At 71.3% G+C, this 16,711-nt stretch carries 34 protein-coding genes; 3 read left to right on the top strand and 31 right to left on the bottom strand.

Annotated features, from left to right (window positions below; genetic code table 11):
• The 9 genes from AC5L3C_RS04445 to AC5L3C_RS04405 form a co-directional block, all read right to left on the bottom strand.
• Positions 1 to 180 carry a hypothetical protein gene (locus AC5L3C_RS04445; RefSeq protein WP_493646979.1) on the bottom strand — a complete coding sequence of 60 codons (180 nt, stop codon included), beginning with the start codon at positions 178 to 180 and terminating at the stop codon, positions 1 to 3.
• Positions 181 to 258: 78 nt separating this feature from the next.
• Positions 259 to 1,020, bottom strand: coding sequence for a DNA-methyltransferase (locus tag AC5L3C_RS04440; protein ID WP_493646977.1), 762 nt, complete (start codon positions 1,018 to 1,020; stop codon positions 259 to 261).
• Between the two features lie 75 nt (positions 1,021 to 1,095).
• A complete protein-coding gene (locus AC5L3C_RS04435; protein ID WP_493646975.1) occupies positions 1,096 to 1,449 on the bottom strand; it encodes a hypothetical protein in 354 nt (117 codons plus the stop codon).
• The gene (locus AC5L3C_RS04430; protein WP_493646973.1) at positions 1,446 to 1,694 is read right to left on the bottom strand and encodes a hypothetical protein; all 249 of its coding nucleotides are present in this window, start codon (positions 1,692 to 1,694) and stop codon (positions 1,446 to 1,448) included. Before AC5L3C_RS04430 ends, AC5L3C_RS04435 begins: the two co-directional genes overlap by 4 nt.
• Positions 1,691 to 1,903, bottom strand: coding sequence for a hypothetical protein (locus AC5L3C_RS04425; protein ID WP_493646971.1), 213 nt, complete (start codon positions 1,901 to 1,903; stop codon positions 1,691 to 1,693). Before AC5L3C_RS04425 ends, AC5L3C_RS04430 begins: the two co-directional genes overlap by 4 nt.
• Before the next feature lie 242 nt (positions 1,904 to 2,145).
• A complete protein-coding gene (locus tag AC5L3C_RS04420; RefSeq protein ID WP_493646969.1) occupies positions 2,146 to 2,463 on the bottom strand; it encodes a hypothetical protein in 318 nt (105 codons plus the stop codon).
• Positions 2,460 to 2,618, bottom strand: a complete 159-nt coding sequence (locus tag AC5L3C_RS04415; protein WP_493646968.1) for a zinc finger domain-containing protein — start codon at positions 2,616 to 2,618, stop codon at positions 2,460 to 2,462. Before AC5L3C_RS04415 ends, AC5L3C_RS04420 begins: the two co-directional genes overlap by 4 nt.
• On the bottom strand, positions 2,615 to 3,256 hold the full coding sequence (locus tag AC5L3C_RS04410) for a zinc finger domain-containing protein (protein WP_493646966.1): 642 nt from the start codon (positions 3,254 to 3,256) through the stop codon (positions 2,615 to 2,617). The genes AC5L3C_RS04415 and AC5L3C_RS04410 overlap by 4 nt, the downstream gene beginning before the upstream one ends.
• Positions 3,253 to 4,428 carry an HNH endonuclease gene (locus AC5L3C_RS04405; protein WP_493646964.1) on the bottom strand — a complete coding sequence of 392 codons (1,176 nt, stop codon included), beginning with the start codon at positions 4,426 to 4,428 and terminating at the stop codon, positions 3,253 to 3,255. Before AC5L3C_RS04405 ends, AC5L3C_RS04410 begins: the two co-directional genes overlap by 4 nt.
• A gap of 166 nt (positions 4,429 to 4,594) precedes the next feature.
• Here AC5L3C_RS04405 and AC5L3C_RS04400 point away from each other — a divergent pair, with 166 nt between their 5' ends.
• Positions 4,595 to 4,807 (top strand): hypothetical protein, encoded by a 213-nt coding sequence (locus AC5L3C_RS04400; protein ID WP_493646963.1) that lies wholly within the window; start codon positions 4,595 to 4,597, stop codon positions 4,805 to 4,807.
• A gap of 138 nt (positions 4,808 to 4,945) precedes the next feature.
• Here the strand turns inward: AC5L3C_RS04400 and AC5L3C_RS04395 are convergent, their stop codons facing one another.
• The 22 genes from AC5L3C_RS04395 to AC5L3C_RS04290 form a co-directional block, all read right to left on the bottom strand.
• Positions 4,946 to 5,359 carry a hypothetical protein gene (locus AC5L3C_RS04395; protein ID WP_493646961.1) on the bottom strand — a complete coding sequence of 138 codons (414 nt, stop codon included), beginning with the start codon at positions 5,357 to 5,359 and terminating at the stop codon, positions 4,946 to 4,948.
• 72 nt (positions 5,360 to 5,431) lie between these two features.
• Positions 5,432 to 5,617 carry a helix-turn-helix domain-containing protein gene (locus AC5L3C_RS04390; RefSeq protein WP_473898729.1) on the bottom strand — a complete coding sequence of 62 codons (186 nt, stop codon included), beginning with the start codon at positions 5,615 to 5,617 and terminating at the stop codon, positions 5,432 to 5,434.
• Positions 5,617 to 5,823 (bottom strand): helix-turn-helix domain-containing protein, encoded by a 207-nt coding sequence (locus AC5L3C_RS04385; RefSeq protein WP_493646959.1) that lies wholly within the window; start codon positions 5,821 to 5,823, stop codon positions 5,617 to 5,619. The genes AC5L3C_RS04390 and AC5L3C_RS04385 overlap by 1 nt, the downstream gene beginning before the upstream one ends.
• Positions 5,820 to 6,026 (bottom strand): hypothetical protein, encoded by a 207-nt coding sequence (locus AC5L3C_RS04380; RefSeq protein ID WP_493646957.1) that lies wholly within the window; start codon positions 6,024 to 6,026, stop codon positions 5,820 to 5,822. Before AC5L3C_RS04380 ends, AC5L3C_RS04385 begins: the two co-directional genes overlap by 4 nt.
• A complete protein-coding gene (locus AC5L3C_RS04375; RefSeq protein ID WP_493646955.1) occupies positions 6,023 to 6,838 on the bottom strand; it encodes a hypothetical protein in 816 nt (271 codons plus the stop codon). The genes AC5L3C_RS04380 and AC5L3C_RS04375 overlap by 4 nt, the downstream gene beginning before the upstream one ends.
• Positions 6,835 to 7,434 (bottom strand): hypothetical protein, encoded by a 600-nt coding sequence (locus AC5L3C_RS04370; protein WP_493646954.1) that lies wholly within the window; start codon positions 7,432 to 7,434, stop codon positions 6,835 to 6,837. Before AC5L3C_RS04370 ends, AC5L3C_RS04375 begins: the two co-directional genes overlap by 4 nt.
• The gene (locus AC5L3C_RS04365; protein WP_493646952.1) at positions 7,431 to 7,616 is read right to left on the bottom strand and encodes a hypothetical protein; all 186 of its coding nucleotides are present in this window, start codon (positions 7,614 to 7,616) and stop codon (positions 7,431 to 7,433) included. Before AC5L3C_RS04365 ends, AC5L3C_RS04370 begins: the two co-directional genes overlap by 4 nt.
• Positions 7,609 to 7,860: a hypothetical protein gene (locus AC5L3C_RS04360; RefSeq protein ID WP_493646950.1), complete on the bottom strand. Its 252-nt coding sequence runs from the start codon at positions 7,858 to 7,860 to the stop codon at positions 7,609 to 7,611. Before AC5L3C_RS04360 ends, AC5L3C_RS04365 begins: the two co-directional genes overlap by 8 nt.
• Positions 7,857 to 8,282 (bottom strand): hypothetical protein, encoded by a 426-nt coding sequence (locus AC5L3C_RS04355; RefSeq protein ID WP_493646948.1) that lies wholly within the window; start codon positions 8,280 to 8,282, stop codon positions 7,857 to 7,859. Before AC5L3C_RS04355 ends, AC5L3C_RS04360 begins: the two co-directional genes overlap by 4 nt.
• On the bottom strand, positions 8,282 to 9,040 hold the full coding sequence (locus AC5L3C_RS04350) for an exonuclease domain-containing protein (protein WP_493646947.1): 759 nt from the start codon (positions 9,038 to 9,040) through the stop codon (positions 8,282 to 8,284). The genes AC5L3C_RS04355 and AC5L3C_RS04350 overlap by 1 nt, the downstream gene beginning before the upstream one ends.
• Positions 9,037 to 9,714: a hypothetical protein gene (locus AC5L3C_RS04345; protein ID WP_493646945.1), complete on the bottom strand. Its 678-nt coding sequence runs from the start codon at positions 9,712 to 9,714 to the stop codon at positions 9,037 to 9,039. The genes AC5L3C_RS04350 and AC5L3C_RS04345 overlap by 4 nt, the downstream gene beginning before the upstream one ends.
• A gap of 65 nt (positions 9,715 to 9,779) precedes the next feature.
• Positions 9,780 to 10,976 (bottom strand): phage recombination protein Bet, encoded by a 1,197-nt coding sequence (bet, locus tag AC5L3C_RS04340; protein ID WP_493646944.1) that lies wholly within the window; start codon positions 10,974 to 10,976, stop codon positions 9,780 to 9,782.
• An 85-nt stretch (positions 10,977 to 11,061) separates the two neighbouring features.
• Positions 11,062 to 11,418 carry a LuxR C-terminal-related transcriptional regulator gene (locus tag AC5L3C_RS04335; protein ID WP_493646942.1) on the bottom strand — a complete coding sequence of 119 codons (357 nt, stop codon included), beginning with the start codon at positions 11,416 to 11,418 and terminating at the stop codon, positions 11,062 to 11,064.
• Positions 11,415 to 11,609, bottom strand: coding sequence for a hypothetical protein (locus tag AC5L3C_RS04330; protein WP_493646940.1), 195 nt, complete (start codon positions 11,607 to 11,609; stop codon positions 11,415 to 11,417). The genes AC5L3C_RS04335 and AC5L3C_RS04330 overlap by 4 nt, the downstream gene beginning before the upstream one ends.
• Positions 11,606 to 12,118, bottom strand: a complete 513-nt coding sequence (locus AC5L3C_RS04325; protein ID WP_493646939.1) for a hypothetical protein — start codon at positions 12,116 to 12,118, stop codon at positions 11,606 to 11,608. The genes AC5L3C_RS04330 and AC5L3C_RS04325 overlap by 4 nt, the downstream gene beginning before the upstream one ends.
• On the bottom strand, positions 12,115 to 12,708 hold the full coding sequence (locus tag AC5L3C_RS04320) for a hypothetical protein (RefSeq protein WP_493646937.1): 594 nt from the start codon (positions 12,706 to 12,708) through the stop codon (positions 12,115 to 12,117). The genes AC5L3C_RS04325 and AC5L3C_RS04320 overlap by 4 nt, the downstream gene beginning before the upstream one ends.
• Entirely contained in the window at positions 12,705 to 13,088 is a 384-nt protein-coding gene (locus AC5L3C_RS04315) for a hypothetical protein (protein ID WP_493646935.1), read from the bottom strand. The genes AC5L3C_RS04320 and AC5L3C_RS04315 overlap by 4 nt, the downstream gene beginning before the upstream one ends.
• Complete coding sequence (locus tag AC5L3C_RS04310; protein ID WP_493646933.1) at positions 13,085 to 13,381, bottom strand: hypothetical protein; 297 nt, start codon at positions 13,379 to 13,381, stop codon at positions 13,085 to 13,087. Before AC5L3C_RS04310 ends, AC5L3C_RS04315 begins: the two co-directional genes overlap by 4 nt.
• A complete protein-coding gene (locus AC5L3C_RS04305; RefSeq protein ID WP_493646931.1) occupies positions 13,381 to 14,658 on the bottom strand; it encodes a hypothetical protein in 1,278 nt (425 codons plus the stop codon). Before AC5L3C_RS04305 ends, AC5L3C_RS04310 begins: the two co-directional genes overlap by 1 nt.
• Positions 14,655 to 14,975, bottom strand: a complete 321-nt coding sequence (locus AC5L3C_RS04300) for a hypothetical protein (RefSeq protein ID WP_493646929.1) — start codon at positions 14,973 to 14,975, stop codon at positions 14,655 to 14,657. Before AC5L3C_RS04300 ends, AC5L3C_RS04305 begins: the two co-directional genes overlap by 4 nt.
• An 84-nt stretch (positions 14,976 to 15,059) precedes the next feature.
• Positions 15,060 to 15,242, bottom strand: a complete 183-nt coding sequence (locus AC5L3C_RS04295; protein ID WP_493646928.1) for a hypothetical protein — start codon at positions 15,240 to 15,242, stop codon at positions 15,060 to 15,062.
• Positions 15,239 to 15,532, bottom strand: a complete 294-nt coding sequence (locus tag AC5L3C_RS04290; RefSeq protein WP_493646926.1) for a helix-turn-helix domain-containing protein — start codon at positions 15,530 to 15,532, stop codon at positions 15,239 to 15,241. Before AC5L3C_RS04290 ends, AC5L3C_RS04295 begins: the two co-directional genes overlap by 4 nt.
• 263 nt (positions 15,533 to 15,795) lie before the next feature.
• Here AC5L3C_RS04290 and AC5L3C_RS04285 point away from each other — a divergent pair, with 263 nt between their 5' ends.
• Together AC5L3C_RS04285 and AC5L3C_RS04280 are read left to right on the top strand one after the other, a co-directional pair.
• Complete coding sequence (locus tag AC5L3C_RS04285; protein ID WP_493646924.1) at positions 15,796 to 16,227, top strand: XRE family transcriptional regulator; 432 nt, start codon at positions 15,796 to 15,798, stop codon at positions 16,225 to 16,227.
• A 151-nt stretch (positions 16,228 to 16,378) separates the two neighbouring features.
• Positions 16,379 to 16,648, top strand: a complete 270-nt coding sequence (locus AC5L3C_RS04280) for a hypothetical protein (protein ID WP_493646922.1) — start codon at positions 16,379 to 16,381, stop codon at positions 16,646 to 16,648.
• Positions 16,649 to 16,711: the final 63 nt, after the last annotated feature.

The raw sequence follows: 16,711 nt of genomic DNA, 5'->3' as shown, positions 1-16,711 counted from the left end.
TCAAGAACAGGCAGCGGCGTTGATCTGCCGGGCCACCACCAGCACGTGCTCGTGGACGGCAGGAAGGCCTCCGGCGTCGAGCCGGCGGGCGTGCTCGGCCAGCCAGGCCGCGTATGGCTGTGCCCCGGCGGCGCGCAGCGTTTCGGCGGCGGTGCGGAGTTCGTCGGCGGGTGTGGTCACGGTTGGCTCCAGGGGGTGTGGGTAGGGTGCGGGCCAGGCCTGGGCGCGACAGCAACGCGCCCAGGCCGCCATGCGTGGTCACGGGATGGGCAGCGTCAGCGCCGACAGACGGCGGGCAGCCGCCTCGCAGTACTCCTCGCGGGCCTCGATCCCGACCGCGCGCCGGCCGCACTGGCGGGCCGCGTCGAGGGTGCTGCCAGAGCCGGTGAAGGGGTCGACGACGAGGCCGCCGGGCGGGCAGGCGTATTCGATGAGTGGCTGCAAGATTCCAGTGGGCTTCTGGGTCGGGTGGATCGCTCGCCCGTGCATGGAACGGATCTTGATCACCGAACGCAGCAGGCGAGTCCCGTCACCGACCCACATCTGAGAAGCGATCTTCCCCAGGTGGTCTTGCGTCGAGGCCCTTGTCTTGAAGCCTCTCTTACCGCCGCCCTGGCGGCCAGCCTCCTCCACTGGCACGTCGTGATGCACGCTGCGCCAGTCGCCGCGGTACCAGTGGAGGGCATGCTCGTGGACGCGCTTGAAGCGGTCGGCGGCGAAGCCGGTGCCGTTCTGCTTCTCCCAGACGACGTCCTGGGAGAGCTTCCAGTCGGAGGCGGTGAACTCGTGGCCGCGGTCGAGGAACATGCGCATCGACCCGAAGCACCACATGCTGCTGGCGGCGGTGGCGGCCAACGTCGGCCAGCCGTCAGGCCAGCGGTCCCAGGCGAGGCTGGTCTCCGCGTAGGGCGCGTCAGTGACGATGCAGTCGGCTTGCAGCCCGAGCGCGGGCAGCACCTCGCGCATGTCGCCGTGGTACAGGACCAGGCCGGTCTCTTCGTCTTCCCAGTACGGGGTCATGTCGGGTTCCCTTTCGGTGGTGTGGGACGGTGGGGTCAGGCCCGGGGCGATAGCCGCGCCCCGGGCTACGGGATGTCACCGGGCGGGCGTCAAAGCGCCGGCGGCCGCAGCGGCCTGCCACATCCGCGCCCTCTGCGCGTCCCGCTCCTGCCTGATGCGGTCCTGCTCGCCACCGTCAATCCGCGTCCATGTCGTCGTGTGGCGCCCGTGCTTGACCGCCGTGGAGATGCCGGTGATGACGCCGGTCTCCGGGTCCTGCACGACCACCTGATACTCCGGGGCTTCGCCGTCGGCCGTGTACACCGTGGCCGTCATGCGCTGGCGGGCCTGGCGGCCCTGGACGATCACCGGTCGGCTGGTGTGGCCGTTCTCGTGTTCGGTGGTCTCGGAGTAGGTGGCGTAGTCGTCGATCTGGATGTCGTCGCTCATGTGGGTTTTCCTTCGGTCGGGTCGGTCAGGTGCTGGTGGGCGGCGCGCCACGCGTCCACCGCGGCTTGGGGTGGGCGGCCTTGGGGCTGGCAGGGGATGCCGTGTTGTCGGGCCCAGGCGCGGACGGCGGTGAAGCTGATCGACCGCTCGAGCCGGGGGAGGGTGAGGCGGTTGTCGCGGGCGGCGTCGGGGCCGCCCTGGTCGTCGATGTCGGCGAGGAGCCGGCGCAGCGCGGTGATGGTCACGGCCGGACGGGGTCGACGTGGGTCAGGCAGATACCGCCGGCTTCGCCCTCCACCGAGACGACCGCCGCACCGTGCCCGAGCGTCCAGGCCGGGGTGCGGGTCGTCGTCTTCAGCGGGTCGTCGTCGCGGCTGAGGGGGTAGGCGGTCACGGGCGTGCCGATGGGGTAGCGGGCGTTCCACTCGTCGGCGGTGAGGGGCTGGTTGGTCATGGTCATGTCCTGTCTGGTGCGCGCGGGGATGGCGGAACCGGGTAGGCGGCCGGTCAGGCGGCGGTGGTGTCTGGCTGGTTGGGCTGGATGAGGTGGAGGTGTCGGCGTGCGTTTGGCTTCGGCGTGTTCGCTGGTGTCGCGCCAGCCTTTGGTGCGGCGGCGTTGGATGCGGCGGGGTGTGGTGGTCATGGTGGGCCTTTCGGCTGGTTGTTACTGGGGGGTCAGGTCACGCGCGTTAGTGATCACGCGGGGGTGGCAGGGACTTGGGCGATCCGGGCGGGGGTGCCGGAGCCGGGGCACGGGTGGCCGTGGGGGCCGTGTCGTCGGATGAGGCCTTGGGCGGTGACGAGGTGCTGGACGGTGCAGTGGGGGCATGCCGTGCGGGTGCGGAGGCGGGGTGGGGTGCGGGGGATGTGGAGTCCCCATCCGCTGCTGGTGAGGTATTGGGCGGCGCGTTCGGCGGCGCCTCGGGGGGTTTGTTGGGTGGGGGGTGTGGTGAGGCGGTAGTCGTCGAGGGCGGCGGCGATGAGGGCGATGGCGGCGTCGGGGATGGTGGTCATGGGGTGGTCTCCTTCGGCCGGGTGGTCCAGGCGTCTCGTCGGGCGTCGTGGCTGGGGATGGCGATGCGGCGTCCGGTGGGGGTGGTGCAGCGGGTGCCGGGTGGGGCGTGGCACCAGGGGCAGCGGATCGCCCACTCCGGGTGGTCCCGGTTCACGCGGTGCGCGTCTCGTCGTGACGGCCGGCGAACTGGGCCGCGGCGGCGCGGCGGCGCTGTTCTTCGGCGTCCGGGTCGTAGCGGCGGCCGAGCGCGGCGGCCTCCCTCGCTTCGTGGGGGGCGCGTTCACGGCCGGTCTGTCCAATCCGGCAGGGCCGCCCGACCGCAGCACCGCACGCGGGGCATTCGCGGCCGAGGGGACCGGGGCGGCGGACTTTCGCGATGGCCTCGTCGTGCTCGGGGGGCTTGGGCATGGCTTCGGCGAGGCTGGCCACGAGCGCGGCGACGGGGCGGCGTGGGAGTTCGTGGGTGATGACCGGGGGGCGCTGGCCGTTGCCGGTTGCGGCGAGCTGCTGGCGGTACCGGGTGAGGTAGTCGGGGTCGGTGCCGCCGGCGGGCGGTTCGTAAACGAAGTCGTGGGTGCGGGTGCTGCGGATCTTGGCGATCTCGTGGGCGATCTCGGCGGGGGCGACGAAGGGCTGTCGGCGGGCCACGGAGGCGGCGGCCTGGCGGGCGTCGGCGAGTTGGTAGTCGCCGAGGATGTCGTGCCAGGCGTCGGGGGTGTACTCGTCGAACTTCTGCTGGGGGCAGAGGGCTCGGACGTAGCGGGCGAGGATCACGGTCTCGTCGGGGGTCATGAGGTCTCCTGCATGCGGGCTTTGGCGCGGGCCATGGCGCGGTCGAAGAGGTCGTCGGTGGCCTGCTGCTGGCGGGCGGCGAAGGGGATGACGTCGGCGCTGGGGGCCTTGCGCAGTTCGGAGAAGACGAACTGGAGGGTTCCGGCGGTGACCGGCTTGCTGGTGTCGCCGAGTCGTTCGAGGGCGGACCACAGTTCGTCGGGGTTGGTGCCGTTGGTGAGGGTGTCGGCGATGACGGTGCGGACCTGCCTGCGGCTGTAGGCGTTGCCGGTGCGGAAGCGGTCGAGGAAGGCGTCCGTCATGCGGTCGGCGATGTGCCGTTCGCCCGTCTGCGAGGCGGCGGGAAAGCCGGACTGGTCAGCGGGGGGTAGGGGGGTTCCCTTCCCTTCCCTGTTCCCTTCCCTTCCTTTCCCTTCCGGCAGTGAATGGTTCAGTGAAGGAAAGTCACCCTGCGTGGATGCAGGCGGCTCCGAATACTGCGGAGCGTGGGCTTCGTTCACTGAATCGTTCAGTGAGTCGTTCATCGCGTCGTGGTGACCGTTCACGGAACGGCTCAGTGCGTCGCTCACGGAATGGTCGAGCCCGGCCAGGCTGCGCGGAGGGATGAAGTCGGCCCCGTCCGGGGTGTCGCGGCGGCTCTTGTTGCACGCCTGGTGTGCGGCCCGGAGGTTGGAAGGGTGGTCGGTGCCGCCTGCCGACTGGGGGCGGATGTGGTCGATCGAGAGGTTGTGGGAGTCGTTCACCACCGGTAGGCGGGGGATGGCGAGGCCGCACAGCTGGCACGTCCAGCCGTCGCGCCGGGCGTACATCTCGCGCACCTTGTAGTTGCCCAGCGAGGGAGGCGGCAGCTTGCTCTTCTGCGGGCGGTTGATCCGCTGGTGCTTGCGGAAGTTGACGACGACGGCCATCTGTTGCCGGGCTAGGCCGCCGATGTAGGGGAAGAGCAGGCCGGCGTCGGTCACCATCCCCATGAGTTCTTCGACGTGCTTGAGGGTGAGGTCGTCGTCGTACATGAAGGCGCTGGCCTTGATGTACGCGGGCGTCCAGCGGAGCAGTCCTTCGTCGTCGGCCATGTTGAAGGTCGAGATGAAGAGGAGGCGCGCATCGCGGGGCAGGAGCCCGACGACCTCGTCCTCCCAGAACTCCGGCTTGACCGTGCGGATGCGGGGCATTCAGGTTCCTTAGGTGTCGTGCTGGTTAGGGCATGGCGAAGGGAGCCCCTGTTCAGGGCGGCCTTCCGCTAGCCCTGAGATGAGAATACCGTTCGCATAGTCCGTTCGCGACTGCTGTGCGCGTTCGCGTAGCGCGACCGTGACAATCCGTGCCACGATGGGCGCCATGAAGGAGCTGGACGAGCTGGACGAGCGGATCGTGGCGGCCACGAAGCGGCGCACCCGTGCCGAGACCGCGTTCCTGAGCGCCGACGCTGAGCTGCGCGAGCTGCTGAGAGAGGGACGGGCGGCCGGCAAGGGGCCGTCGCACATGGCGAAGCTGACCGGGTTCACCCGCGAGTGGGTGGCGAAGATCGCCCCTGCTCCGAAGAAGTCCTGACACCGTTTCCTCCTCTCTCGTTCTGGCCCCGTTTCGGCGGGGCCTTCGTGCTGTCCGGGGGTCCCGGGGCCCGCGCTTGGGGGGAAGTTGCGCGGGCCCCGGGTGGCGGCCGTGGGGGCCGGCCGCCGCTTCAGGTGGTCAGTCGCCGAGTTCGGCGTCCGTCATCAGGCCATGCGGGATGCGGCCGGTCACGAGCACCTCGCGGAGGTCTGCGGCGGCCCTGCGGTAGGTCGCGGCGCGCTCGTGCTGCGCGAGCTGGGTGGGCGTCGGCTCGTCGACGAACAGCCCGTTGCCCAGCTCGGGGGCGGCCTTGCCCATGCGCTCCCAGCGCTCGGCGAGGGTGTTGAGGGCGGTCAGGATGGCGCTCTGGTCGGCCTGCCCGCCGTCCCACTGGTTCGCGACGTGGCGCAGGACGAAGGCGGCGCTGGCCTTGTCGAGGCCCTTCGCGGCGGCCTCGATGCTGACGCCGCCTCCGGTGCTGCCGGGGCGGATGATGACGAAGGCGAGGGCGTCGGTGCCGTCGATGGCGGTCATCGTGACGTTGTCGGTCATGGGGTGTGTTCTCCTTGGGGTTGGTGCCCCGCCGGTGTCCGCCCGGCGGGGCGCTGTCGTGTGGGCGGTGGGTCAGCGGTAGCGGTTGATCGTCGATCTGCTGACCCCGTAGGCCGCCGCGAGGTCCTGGATGCTCTCGCCGGCCTCGTAGCGGCGGCGGATCTCCTGCCGCTGCTCGTTCGTCAACTTGGGCTGCTGCCAACGACGGGGCTGTTCCGGTGACCGGTAGGCCCAGGCGCGCTGCTGGTCGGTCGGCATCAGACGGCCGCCTTCCAGAGGCGTCCACCGCGCTCCCGGAGCCGTACGCCGGCCTCCAGCAGCAGCGCCCGGGTGCAGCCGTAGGAGCGGCCGATCTGCGCGGCGACGGTGCGGATGGTGCAGCCCTGCCCGTACAGGTCGGCGGCACGGCGGGCGGTCTCGGCGCGGGTGGTGCCGCGGAGCTGCTTGCCCTTGGGGATGGTCATGGGGTGGGTCCGTTCTCGTGGTTGTCCGCGTCCTTGGGGGCGCGGTAGGTGTAGATCGGGCCGGGTCCCGGCGCCGGCGCGGGCAGCTTCTTGGCGGCCCAGGGCGAGTGCGCGTCGCACTTCCAGCCGGTGGTGTAGAACCGCACCTGGCCGTCGTGGTCGTCGCGCGGGGTGTCGCACGGCTCCGGGACCCGGCTGCTCACGCCGCGGCCCCCGCCGGGATGCCGTGCGCGGTACGGGCCCGAAGCACCGTCCGCGGGGACACCCGCAGCCGGCGGCCGATCTCGTGGTCGTCCAGGCCGAGCGCCGCCAGCTCGGCGACGTCGTCCGGGTGGACACTCCGGGGCGCCAGGGGCTCCCCGGGGTCCGGCACGCACGTCGGGTCGTCGATGTCTTCCCACGCCATCGGGCCGTGCCAGCCACGGGCGTGGGCGTTGTTGCGGGCCTGTTCCGCCTGCCGGGACTCGGGTGCCGGGGCGGTGGACAGCTGCCGGTAGACGCGCGCCACCTTGGTGGCCGACACCGACTTGACGCGCTCCCACCGGCCTTCAGCGGTCTGCTGGAGGCTGCTGACTCCGATGCCCGTGAGGCGGGCGACCTCGGGGATGGTGTGGCCAAGGACCATGAGGGCCTGGAGCCTGCGGCGGGTGCCGGTGGCGTCGACCAAGCCGCGCGGTACGGGCGCCATCTGGTCGAGCCGGACGTCGAGGATCGCGGCTGCGGTGCTGCGCCGGACCCGTTGCTCAGGGCGAGACATGATCAGGGACACGGTGGTCTGGTTGACGCCGGCTGCGGCGGCGATCTGCTCCTGTGTCCAGCCCTTGGCGGTGAGCTGTTCGATGTGGATGCGGACTTGGGTGCTGTCGATGAGGCGGCGGATGCCGTTGCTGTGGTCGTAGCCGAGGCGGAGCTTGTAGGAGCGTCCGGCGTGGCGGCAGGGTTCGCAGCGGCAGCCGTTGATGTAGCGGCTGTAGGTGCCGTGGTCGGCGGACCTGCTGGCGGTTCGTGCGGTCATCGGCGGGTCACCGCCTCGCGGTCCGGCCACTGCACGCCGGCCAGCGCCGCACGATGCCCGTCCGGGACCTCCGCGAGCGGCGTACCGAGCCACTCCATGCCCATCGCGCGGAGGATCAGCGCGTCCGCCTCGTTGTCGTTCGGGAGGATCGCCCCGTACCGTTTCCGGGCGGCTTCGAGGACGGCCGCCTTACGGGAGTTGCCCTTGCCGGTGGCGTACTTGGCGCGGGACATCGGCGGGACGACGGCGACGGGGATGTCCCGGTCGACGAGGGCGCCGACGATGCACCACCACAGGCCGGACAGGTCGTGGTGTCCTGCCTGGCCCATGGAGGCGTGGGAGGGGCCTTCGACGCAGGCGAGGTCGACGGTGCCGATCTCGGTGAGGGCGGTGTCGACGATGTGCTTTTGGCGGGCGCGGCGGTCGGGGATGCTGTCGGCGCGGCGGCCTTTGGTGCGGATGCAGGTGGTGCCGCCGAGGGTGGCAACCCCTGTGCCGGTGAGGGAGATGTCGAGGCCGGCGACTCGGTAGCGGGCCGGGGGCCCGGCCGCCTGGGTGGCGGCCGGGGCTCCGGTGAGGTCGAACAGCGTGCTCACTGCTCCTCCTCGAGGATCGGTGCGGTGGTGGCGGTCTGGTTGAGGCCGAGCGCGTCCAGCAGTTCGTGCAGGTCCTTCCGAGAGCGGGCGTGTGCGAGGACCACCCGCGACGCCGCGACCCGCTCAGCCCGGCTGTTCTGCCCGAGCTGCGTGTACGCGGCCAGCAGCGGCGCGTCAGCCATCCCCGCCCCCGGGGACGGTCAGGTGGCCCTCGGCGCAGTGGAACGCGCCGCCCGGGTGCACGACCGCGGCGGTCTCGACGCCGCACGCCGCGCACATGCGGAACTCCTGCACGGCCAGCGCGAACGGCGGCCGCGTCGGGCGGCGGTGCCGGCCGGTCGGTGCGGGCCAGTACCGGCCGAGGAGGGTGGCGCCGATGCCGAGGGTGGTGAGGGCGCCGGCGAGGGCGGTTTCGTAGCCGCTCACGTGGTGCTCTCCTTCGGCTTGGGCGGCTGGTAGCCGGGCTGCCAGATGCTGCTGTCCTTGATGGGGCCGCGGGCCGGGAGGCCGACGGCGTCGTCGAGGCGCCGCTGGAGGCGGTCGGCGCGGCGTGTCTCGGCGGCCAGTTGCTCGCGCACGGCGGCGAGCTGCTCCTCGAGGTCGGCCAGATACTCCGGGTCGGACTCGGCCAGCGTCGAGTTGCGGCGGCCGAGTTCCTCGATACGGCCGGTCAGGCGGCGGTTGGCGGTGTCGAGTTCCCGGTTCTGGCGGAGGATCTGGGAGCGGTTGTTCTCGGCGATGCCGGCCCGCTGTTCCGCGGCCTCGGCGCGGCGGCGGAGCCGGTCGGTTGCCTCGCGCCGGGCTGCCTGTTCCTCGCGCAGCCGCCGGGTGGTGGTCAGTCCGAACATCACGCCTCACCCCCGCCCCGCTGGGCAGGGATCAGCGGCCAGGAGCCGTCGATCACCTTGTTCGGATCCCCGCCTTGCTCCGGCGTGGCCTTCGTCCGGAACCACTCCTGCAGACCGGCTTGCTGTTCCGCCCGCCATGCCTTCTGCGCCGCGAACAGCTGAGCCGGGCGGTAGTCGTCAAGGAGGGGGTACCGTTTGAACTGCGCCTCGGCGAGCAGGAGCGCGGCGAGCGCGTCGGCCTCGGCGGTGTGCCAGTCGTCCAGCTGGACGCCGTACCGCTCGCAGGTGGGCTTCAGCTTCCGCTGCCCGGAGCCCTTCACGTACCGATCGCACTGCTTGTCGATGACGTGCGGGTCGATCAGCGGCAACGGCACAGGCGCGTACTCCGCGAGGCGCTCCTCCACGGTGGGCAGTCCGTGCCGGCGCAGGTCGTGGTGCAGGATCGTCCAGTCGAACGACTGGTTGAACGCGACGATCGGCATGCCCCACGCGGCTGCCTGGAACAGGTGGGTGGCGATCTCGTCGAGGGCGGTCTTCGGGTCCTGCCCATCGGCCTGGACCATGGCGTCGGTGACGCCGTGGACTTCGGAGGCCTCCGCCGGGATCGGGATCTTCGGGTCGATCAGCCACGAGAAGACACGGTCCGGTCGGTCACCGCCGCGGACGACGATCGCCGCGGTGACGATGCGGTCTTCGAGCGGGTTCGGCCCGGTGGTCTCCGTGTCCCAGCCGAGCCGGCGGGAGTTGAGGTACTTCACTCGGCACCCCCGGCGACCTCGCGGGCGGTGTCCCAGCCTTCCCAGTTGTCGACGCCGGCGGCTTCGAGAGCGGACAGCCACGCGTCCCGCTCCTTCAGCTCGGCCAGCTCTCGCCGCAGCTTTTCCAGCTCCCCGGTGTCCTGGCCGTCCTCGGCGGCCCCGGTGGTGATGGCTGGCGGTACCGCGGCGCCCAGGCGGCCCTCGCGCCACGCTTCAGCGATGGCGGCCTTACCGGCCTCCGGCACGGTCAGCCGCGTGTACGCGGCCCGGCCCTGCATCGTCACGCCGGGCACCTCGTGGATGACGCCGGTCTCCGGGTCCGCCCACTCGGCCGTGCCGGCGGCGGTGAGCGCGTCGAGGATCTTCTTCTGGAAGCCGGGCTGGACGGAGGTGACGAACTCGCGCTTGATCTCGCCCGCGTAGTGCTCGAGGACCCACGCGGTGAAGGCGTCGGGGTCGGTGACGGCGGCGGCCGCCTTGGGCTGTACCAGGCTGACGGTGCCGATGTCCTGGCCCTCTGCGAGGCTGACGGCGATCTTCTGCGTTCCGGTCTCGGCCTTTGCGTCCTTGAGGCCGGTCTCCAGCTCGCGCTTGGCGGTCTTCAGCTGGTCGCCGATGGCGGCGTGGAGGGTGGAGAGGACCGCGACGGTGCGAGCGGTGTCCTTCAGACTCATGTGCTACTCCTTGGGGGTGGGGCCGCCCGCGATTCGCCCGTGGGCGGCCCCGAGTCGTGCGGTGGTCAGGCGGCGGTGCCGGTGAGGATCGCGGTCATGCCGCGCAGGTCCCGGGCGGCGGCCTCCGAGATGGGCAGGCCGTAGGACTGCTCGAACTCCTCGTCGAGGTTGTCGAGCCCGACCCGGGCGGCGGCGGCGCGGAGCTCGCGTTCGGCGGCCTGTGCGTCGGCGACGGGGTCGGCGGCGGGAGCGGTGGTCTCCACGACCTCGCCCTCCACCACCCCGTCGTCGTCCTGCGCGGCCGGGAAGTCCAGCGGAGCAGCGCGGGTCTCTTCCTCCGGGCGGCTGCAGTCGTCCGTCGCCGGGGAGGGCTCGGCGAGCTGCTTGCCCCGCGCGATCAGGAACTTGCCCAGCTCCAGCAGCTCCCGGTCGGCGGTCTTCACCGTCTCGGCGAGCAGCCCCTCGGCGTGCGCCTGCCGGTACAGCTCCTTCACGGCGTCCCGGTCGGTCGTCGTACCGGCGACGTCGGCGATGTCCTGCGCGGGCTGCGACCGGCCCTTTACGGCGGTCGTCCCGGTCTGCTCGGCGTCCGGTCCCGGCGTGGCCCACGGGTCGCCCTCGCCCGGCTGCACCTTCCGCAGATGCCGCTCACCGGCCGCCGGGTTGTCCGCCTGCGCCATCTCCTCAGCCGTGTACACCCCGGCCAGATCGTGCGGGAACGCCATGCGGAGCGCGAGCGCCTCGGCGCACTTCGCAGTCATGGTCGCGGGCATCTTCACCCACAGCCCCGACGGCTCCCCGCCCTTCTTCGTCTGGACGTACTCCGAGTACCGGGCGACCGCCGAGAACCGCATTCCGTTACGGATCACGACGACCTTCGCGGCGGCCGGTGGCTCCTCCGACAGCCACACGTCCTGCCAGCGGCCGTCCTTCGCGCACCACAGGGTGTCCTCGTAGCCCAGCGCGTGACCGGCCTCGGCCGCCGCCCTGTGAGCGATGACGCGGTACCCGTCAATGCTGGTCTGCGGCGTGTACACCTTCCGCTGCTGCCGGTTGTCCCACCGGCCGATGAGGTAGATCTGCCGGGAGAACGGGTCCAACCGGGTCCGCTGGCACAGGTGCAGGAACGCGGACAGCTCGGCGGGGGCGACCTGGTTGTCGATGCCGGACTGCTGGAGGACGGCGGCCTGGTCGGGCGTCCACGTGGTCTGGTCGGCGCGGATGGCGAGGGCGCCACCCGGCTGTGCAAGTTCGGCGCTCACGGGCGCACGTCCTTCCTGGTGGTGGTGTGGGTCGTAGGGGTTCGGCCGACCTGGGCTGAAGCACCGGCGCGCGCGGTGGTCGTCATCAGGCGCCACCGCCCGGCAGGTTGTCGGTGCGGAGCAGGCCCAGGTCGATCGCGACCGCGACGGCCTGCGGTGCGCCGTCCACGCCGAGCGCCCGGTAGAGGGTGCGGCGGTGGCCCTTGACGGTGTCGACGGGGATGCCGAGGCGGCGGCTCGTCTCGTGTGCGGATTCGCCGGAGGCGAGCGCGACCAGCGCCACGTGTTCGCGGTGGTGCAGGGTGCGCTGCGGGCGGGTGCCCTGTGCGGCGAGGACGGCGAGCCGGTCGGTGAGCAGGGCGATGTGCTGGTGGGTGAGTGGGAGGTGGAGTTCGTCGGCTGCGGCGGCGAGGTGTTCGCGCAGCCCGTTGATGCTGATCACTGGTCCCCCGAGATGCTGTCGGTCGTGGTGCTGGCGGTGGTGGGGCGGCCCCAGACGGCGTCGCCGTAGGCGGCCTGATGCTTCGCGGCGATCTGCCGGGCGGCGTCGGCGCCGGCGCGGACTTCGCCGCGTTCGATCTGGCCCAGGACGCGCTGCGCGTCGGACATGGGGGTGCGGGTGGGGAAGCTCACGGCGTGTGGTCCTTCCTGGGGTTGAGCGTGTAGAAGCGGCCGTCGTCCGGGCCGCGGCGGTGGAGGTGGCCGCGGCGGTATAGCTCGTCGAGGTCCCGGCGGGCGGTGCCGCGCTGCGTGGGGCCGCCGGTGAAGCGGCGCCACTCCTGCACGCGCTTGACCGTCCACGCGCCGCGGTGGGCGCGGATCGCCTCCAGGAGCTGGGCGACGCGCTGCTCGTGGCCGGCGCCGACCCGCGCGCGGGCCGCAGCGTCGGCGGTGGCGTGGAGGTGGAGCAGTTCCCGTACTTCGTCGATGTCGGCGTTGTCGGGTCGGATGGTGGTGCGGAGGGTGCGGGCGAGGCCGCGGAGTGCGGCGAGTTCGCCGGGGTAGGCCTCGGCGGGTGCGGTGGGGTGCTCGGCGAGGATCTCGGCGCGGTAGCGGTCCGCCAGCACCTCAGCGTGCTCGAAGGCCGGTTCGTTGGGCAGGTTGACCAGGCAGTAGCCGATGAGCTCGTCGCGGGCGCTCATGCGGCACCCGTCCTGCGGCCACACGGCGACGAGCGGACCGTGCGACCCACCACATACGAGGGCCGCAGCCACAGACACGACTCCAGATCCCAGCCGTACAAGTCCGGGCCGCCCCGGGGCAGACGGGTCTCCCACTGCCCCCGGTCGGTCAGGTAGACGCCGTCCCAGCCATCGGCGGCCAGCGCCTCCCAGTCCGGGTAGCGGCCGCCGTTGCGGTGGGCAGCGTACGGGTTCGGATCGGCCGGGTAGGCGTCGATGATGGCGGCCAACTGGGTCTGGTCGTCGATCAGCAGCAGGCGGGCGTCGCCGGTGGGCCAGATCTCCGTGAGCCACAGGCCGCTGGTGTCCGAGTCCATCTCGGACCGGGACCACTGCAGCCAGGCACTGTCGGTCGGGGTGCCGTCGGCGCGGCGTGCGGTGACCGGGGCGGTCCACAGTCCGGTGCCTGCGTGGGGCTTGACCCAGCCGGTGACGATGCCGCGGATGGGCCGCCAGTGGGCGGGGTCGGCGGTGAGGTTGACGTCGTGGTCTTCGGTGTGGGCGTAGGCCTGCGGGGGCAGGGCGTCGGCGGGGATGGTGGCGAGGCTCATGCGGCACCTGCCTCACGCTGCGCCGGAACCGACACCACAGGCGCCGGAGCACACGCGCGCAGCCGCTCCGACAGCCGCACCACCGCAGGCCCGTACACCGGCAACTCGTAGCCCAGCGCAGTGCACAGCTTCTCGACGAGCAGCTCCTCCGGCGCCCACCCGTCGTGCCGGTGAGCGGCAGCGTTCCTGCGGTCCTCCTCGATGTCGGCCAGGAGATCCATCAGGTCCGGGTTGTCGGCGAGCGTCTCGATCACGGCGATCAGGTAGTGCTCCACGTCGAGGAGCGCTCCGGTCGGTGTGCGGCGGACGTACAGCTGGTAGGGGCCGGTGATGACGGGCCGCCGGAAGAGGCGGTGGAGGTACAGGCGGATGCGGTTCATCGGGTGGCCTCCGAGGCGGTGAGGAGCATCAGCAGCGCGGCCGTGGTGATCGCCGTGTCGCGGGCGGTCTGCTTGGCCAGGCGCTCGCTGGTGGCGTACGCCCGGTTCAGGTCGTGGCCGGCGTGCACGGCGGCCTGGTGGACGGCGGCGGTGGTGCGGCGCAGGGCGGGCCGGGGGTCGAAGTCGGACGGGTCGGCGTCGACGGTGAGGTAGAACAGGCCTCCGGTGGCGCCGGTGAGGATGAGGGCGATGGAGAGGGCCTCGCCCCACTCGGCGGGGGTGGCGGCGGGCATCACTCGTCACCGTCCGGGTCGTAGGCGGCGGCGACCTCCAGCGGCGTGACCACGTACCCGGTGTCCGTCTCGCGGGGGAAGCCGTCCTCGTCGACGCTGGGCCCGAAGATGAACAGCTCTTCGGGGGCGAGGTCCGACCCGTCGTCGGGGATCCAGCCAAGGACGCCCTTGTCGCCAATCTCGTGGCGCAGCACCGTTTCGCAGTGGGCGCGGGCAGCCTCGCGGCTGGTGTACAGGCCCATCACGATCGAGTCGTGCGACGCCCGGTAGACCGTGCCCTGCGCGGCCTCCAGCTCGGCGACGCGAGCGATCAGCCAGTCCACAGCCGGGGCCAGCGTCTCGCCGAGCTCGAACGGCACCTTGCGGTCGCCGTCGGCCGGGGACAACGACCCCCGCATACTCAGCGCGTCGTTGCGGAACGCCACCAGCTCGGCCCGGCGCCGCTCGACGCGAGCCACCAACTTGGTGATGGCCTCACTGTCCTCGCCGTGCCAGCGGACCAGCTTCTCCCGCTCGGTCTCCAGCTCGGTCTCCAGCTCGGTGATGCGGTCGCGGTTCGCTCGCAGCGTCTCGGCCGCCTCGGACGGAGACTCGTTCGTCGAGTGCCGCTCCGCCTCCAGCTCCGCGACTCGCTCCGTGGCCCGGGTCAACTCCCCGTGCATCGCGAGCAGCTTGGACTCCATCTGCGCCACTACCTTTGTGGCGTCCCACCGCGAGGCCCGCAGGCGCTCCGCCTCGTCCAACACCCCAGCCAGCACCGGGCTCACGGCCGACGCCGCCCGCTCGTCCATCAGCGCCAGCAGGTCCAGCCGACGGCCCGCAGCGACCGGGTCCTCCTGCGGCTCCGGGGCGACCGGCATCGGCAGCGCGAACGCCGACCCGACGATCCCGTGCTCCGCCAGCTCGGCCTCGGTCGCCATCACGAACTCGGGGTACGTCTTCACCGACTCCGGCGCGTACAGGGCGATCCCGCCCGACGTCACCGTGCGGCGCGTCCAACAGACGCCGTCCTTCGTGTTCACCACCAGCGGGTCGTGCGTCGTCGGGGCGGTGACCTTCGGCCCGCGGTGCCACTTGTAGGCCGGGGAGACGTCCACGTGCACGGTCTCACCACGGTCGTCGGTGCCCGTGACGCGCAAGCCGCGCTCGCCCTCGAAGTCCAGCGCAACCGGCTCCGGCTTGTGGGCGACCGTGAAGCACGCAATGTCGAAGGGGTGCCAGACACGGTCCCCGGGACGGAGCTCGTCCGTGCGTACGGTGGTGGTCTGCTCGCTCATGCCGCCACCTGCGCGTTCTCCGCCACCGGCAGCGCCACCGTGACCACGACCCGCACGTCCCGCCACACCGACGACAACCGGTGCGCCCGCACCTGACGGCCTTGGTCCTCATAGGTGTGCTTGTCGGCCTGGATGCTGCCGCCGAGGACGTCGGCGTACTGGGCCAGCGCCTTCATGCCGGCGCCGTAGACGAAGCCGCGCAGTTCCGCGGTCACGGAGTTGATCGACCACTCGGCGGCGGTCAGGTGCGGGTGCTCCTGGAGGAGCTGCACCAGCGCGGTCGCCGCGCTGAGCTGAGAGATAGGCTGGGTCTTCAAGGTGACCTCTCTTGATGGTTGGAGTGGTTCGCCGAGTCGTTGGGCTGGTGGGCGCTCTCCGCCGGCCCTTCGGCGTGTACGGGGTCAGGCAGCCTCGGCCGCCGAGGGCGCACTCAGCGCCCGGGCCGACGCGAACAGAGCCCGAAGGAACTCGATCTGCTCGGGGCTCCACCGCGGTGCCTCGGCCGCGCTCCTCGCCGCCTCTGCGGCGGCAGCCGGGCCGAGACGCTCCTCGGCTTCCGCGATGGAGAAGCGGCGGCCGGTCATGCCGGCACCGCGGCCATGTGGAGGGGCTCGGTGGGGGCGGTGACGGTGCGGCCGGTGTGCTCCCACAGGACGAGGAGGTCTACTCCAAGCCGCTTGGCAATTGCCAGTGCCTCGTCGAGTGTCGACTTCTTGCGGCGCCCGTTGCGCAGGGCGTCGATCTTGCTGGGGTGGCATCCGGCGGCCTCGGCGAGGTCGCGGACGGTGACCTCTCGGCCGTCGCCGGTGCGCTTCATGAGCTGGACCAGGAGGTCAGCGCTGACGAGGACCATGTAGGTCTCGGGGGTACGCACGTGTTCACCTCCGTAGACGGGGTGTGCGTTTGTGTGAACGAGCACGACAGTACACGTCCGTAGACGCTCTGTCTACGCAGGCGCACAGCCGTCAAAATCAGTCATCGCCCCCTGAGGGGATGGCGCGAGGGTGCGTTTGCGTAGACACTTTGTGTCGGGGTGAGGATGGTTGTGCCCTCTGACCTGGGACTTGCTTAGAGGTCAGGCGACGTACCGTAGACATCAGGTGTCACACGCGGGGGTGAGAGGGCAGAATGCACGCCATGACTGAGCGGACCGACTTCACCTATCTCCTGAAGGACCGCCGGGCAGAGCTCGGCCTGAGCCTGCGCGAGATGGAGGCCCGGTGCGTTGACCCGGCAAGCGGGACACAGGCGAAGTTCGGCTGGCTGTCCAAGGTCGAGAACGGAAAGCCCGTCGACACCCCGAAGGAAGAGCTCCTCGTGGCGCTCTCCATCGGCTACGGCATTCCGGAGAAGACCCTCAAGGCCGCCGCCGCCAGGCAGTTCCTCGGGCTCGAGCTGGCCGGCGACTCTTCCGTCGTGTGGAGCGATGACCACACGACCCGGATCATCGTGGCCCACGCGGGGGCGATGACGGAGGAGGACCGCCAGGAGCTGGCGGAGATTGCTGAGATCATGGCCCGGAGGCGCGCTAAGCGTAGAGGCTCTGGCCAGGGCAATTCAGGCGATTAGTACGACTTTCCGTTACTCAGTGATTCACCCTGGTCACATCCTGAACCGTATGGCATCGTCGGCTCACCGCCTGGGGGGCGCAAACGGACAACTCCGCACGCACGCCCGAACGTTAGAGCGAGTGTGCGGCTGTACCTGGGGAGGTAGTGCGATGGCGGATGGGGAGCACGGGGGATCGCGCGAGGAGGGCCGAGACGGCGAGGAGCAGATCGAAACTCCGCACGCCGCCGAGATCCACATGGAGCTCCGGGACAGCCTGCCGGGGGACCGTGCAGTGATCGGGGTCGAGCAGGAAGGCACATTCATGTGGCTGGCGTCCCGGAAGTACGTGCACCCCAAGGCGGCCGCCGAGCTCGAGGACCAGCTGCGGCGCATCGTGGGTGAGGGGTGGTGGGTGCAGAACTGGCCCGGTGTCGGGTGACCCGTCCAGCATGAACGATCCGTCGAAGCCGCAGGCCCGCAGCCTGCGGCTTTAATGGTTACC

The sequence above is a fragment of the Streptomyces speibonae genome (assembly GCF_984686075.1).
The sequence above is the reverse complement of the archived record's forward strand: the minus strand, read 5'-3'. Positions and strand labels throughout refer to the sequence as shown.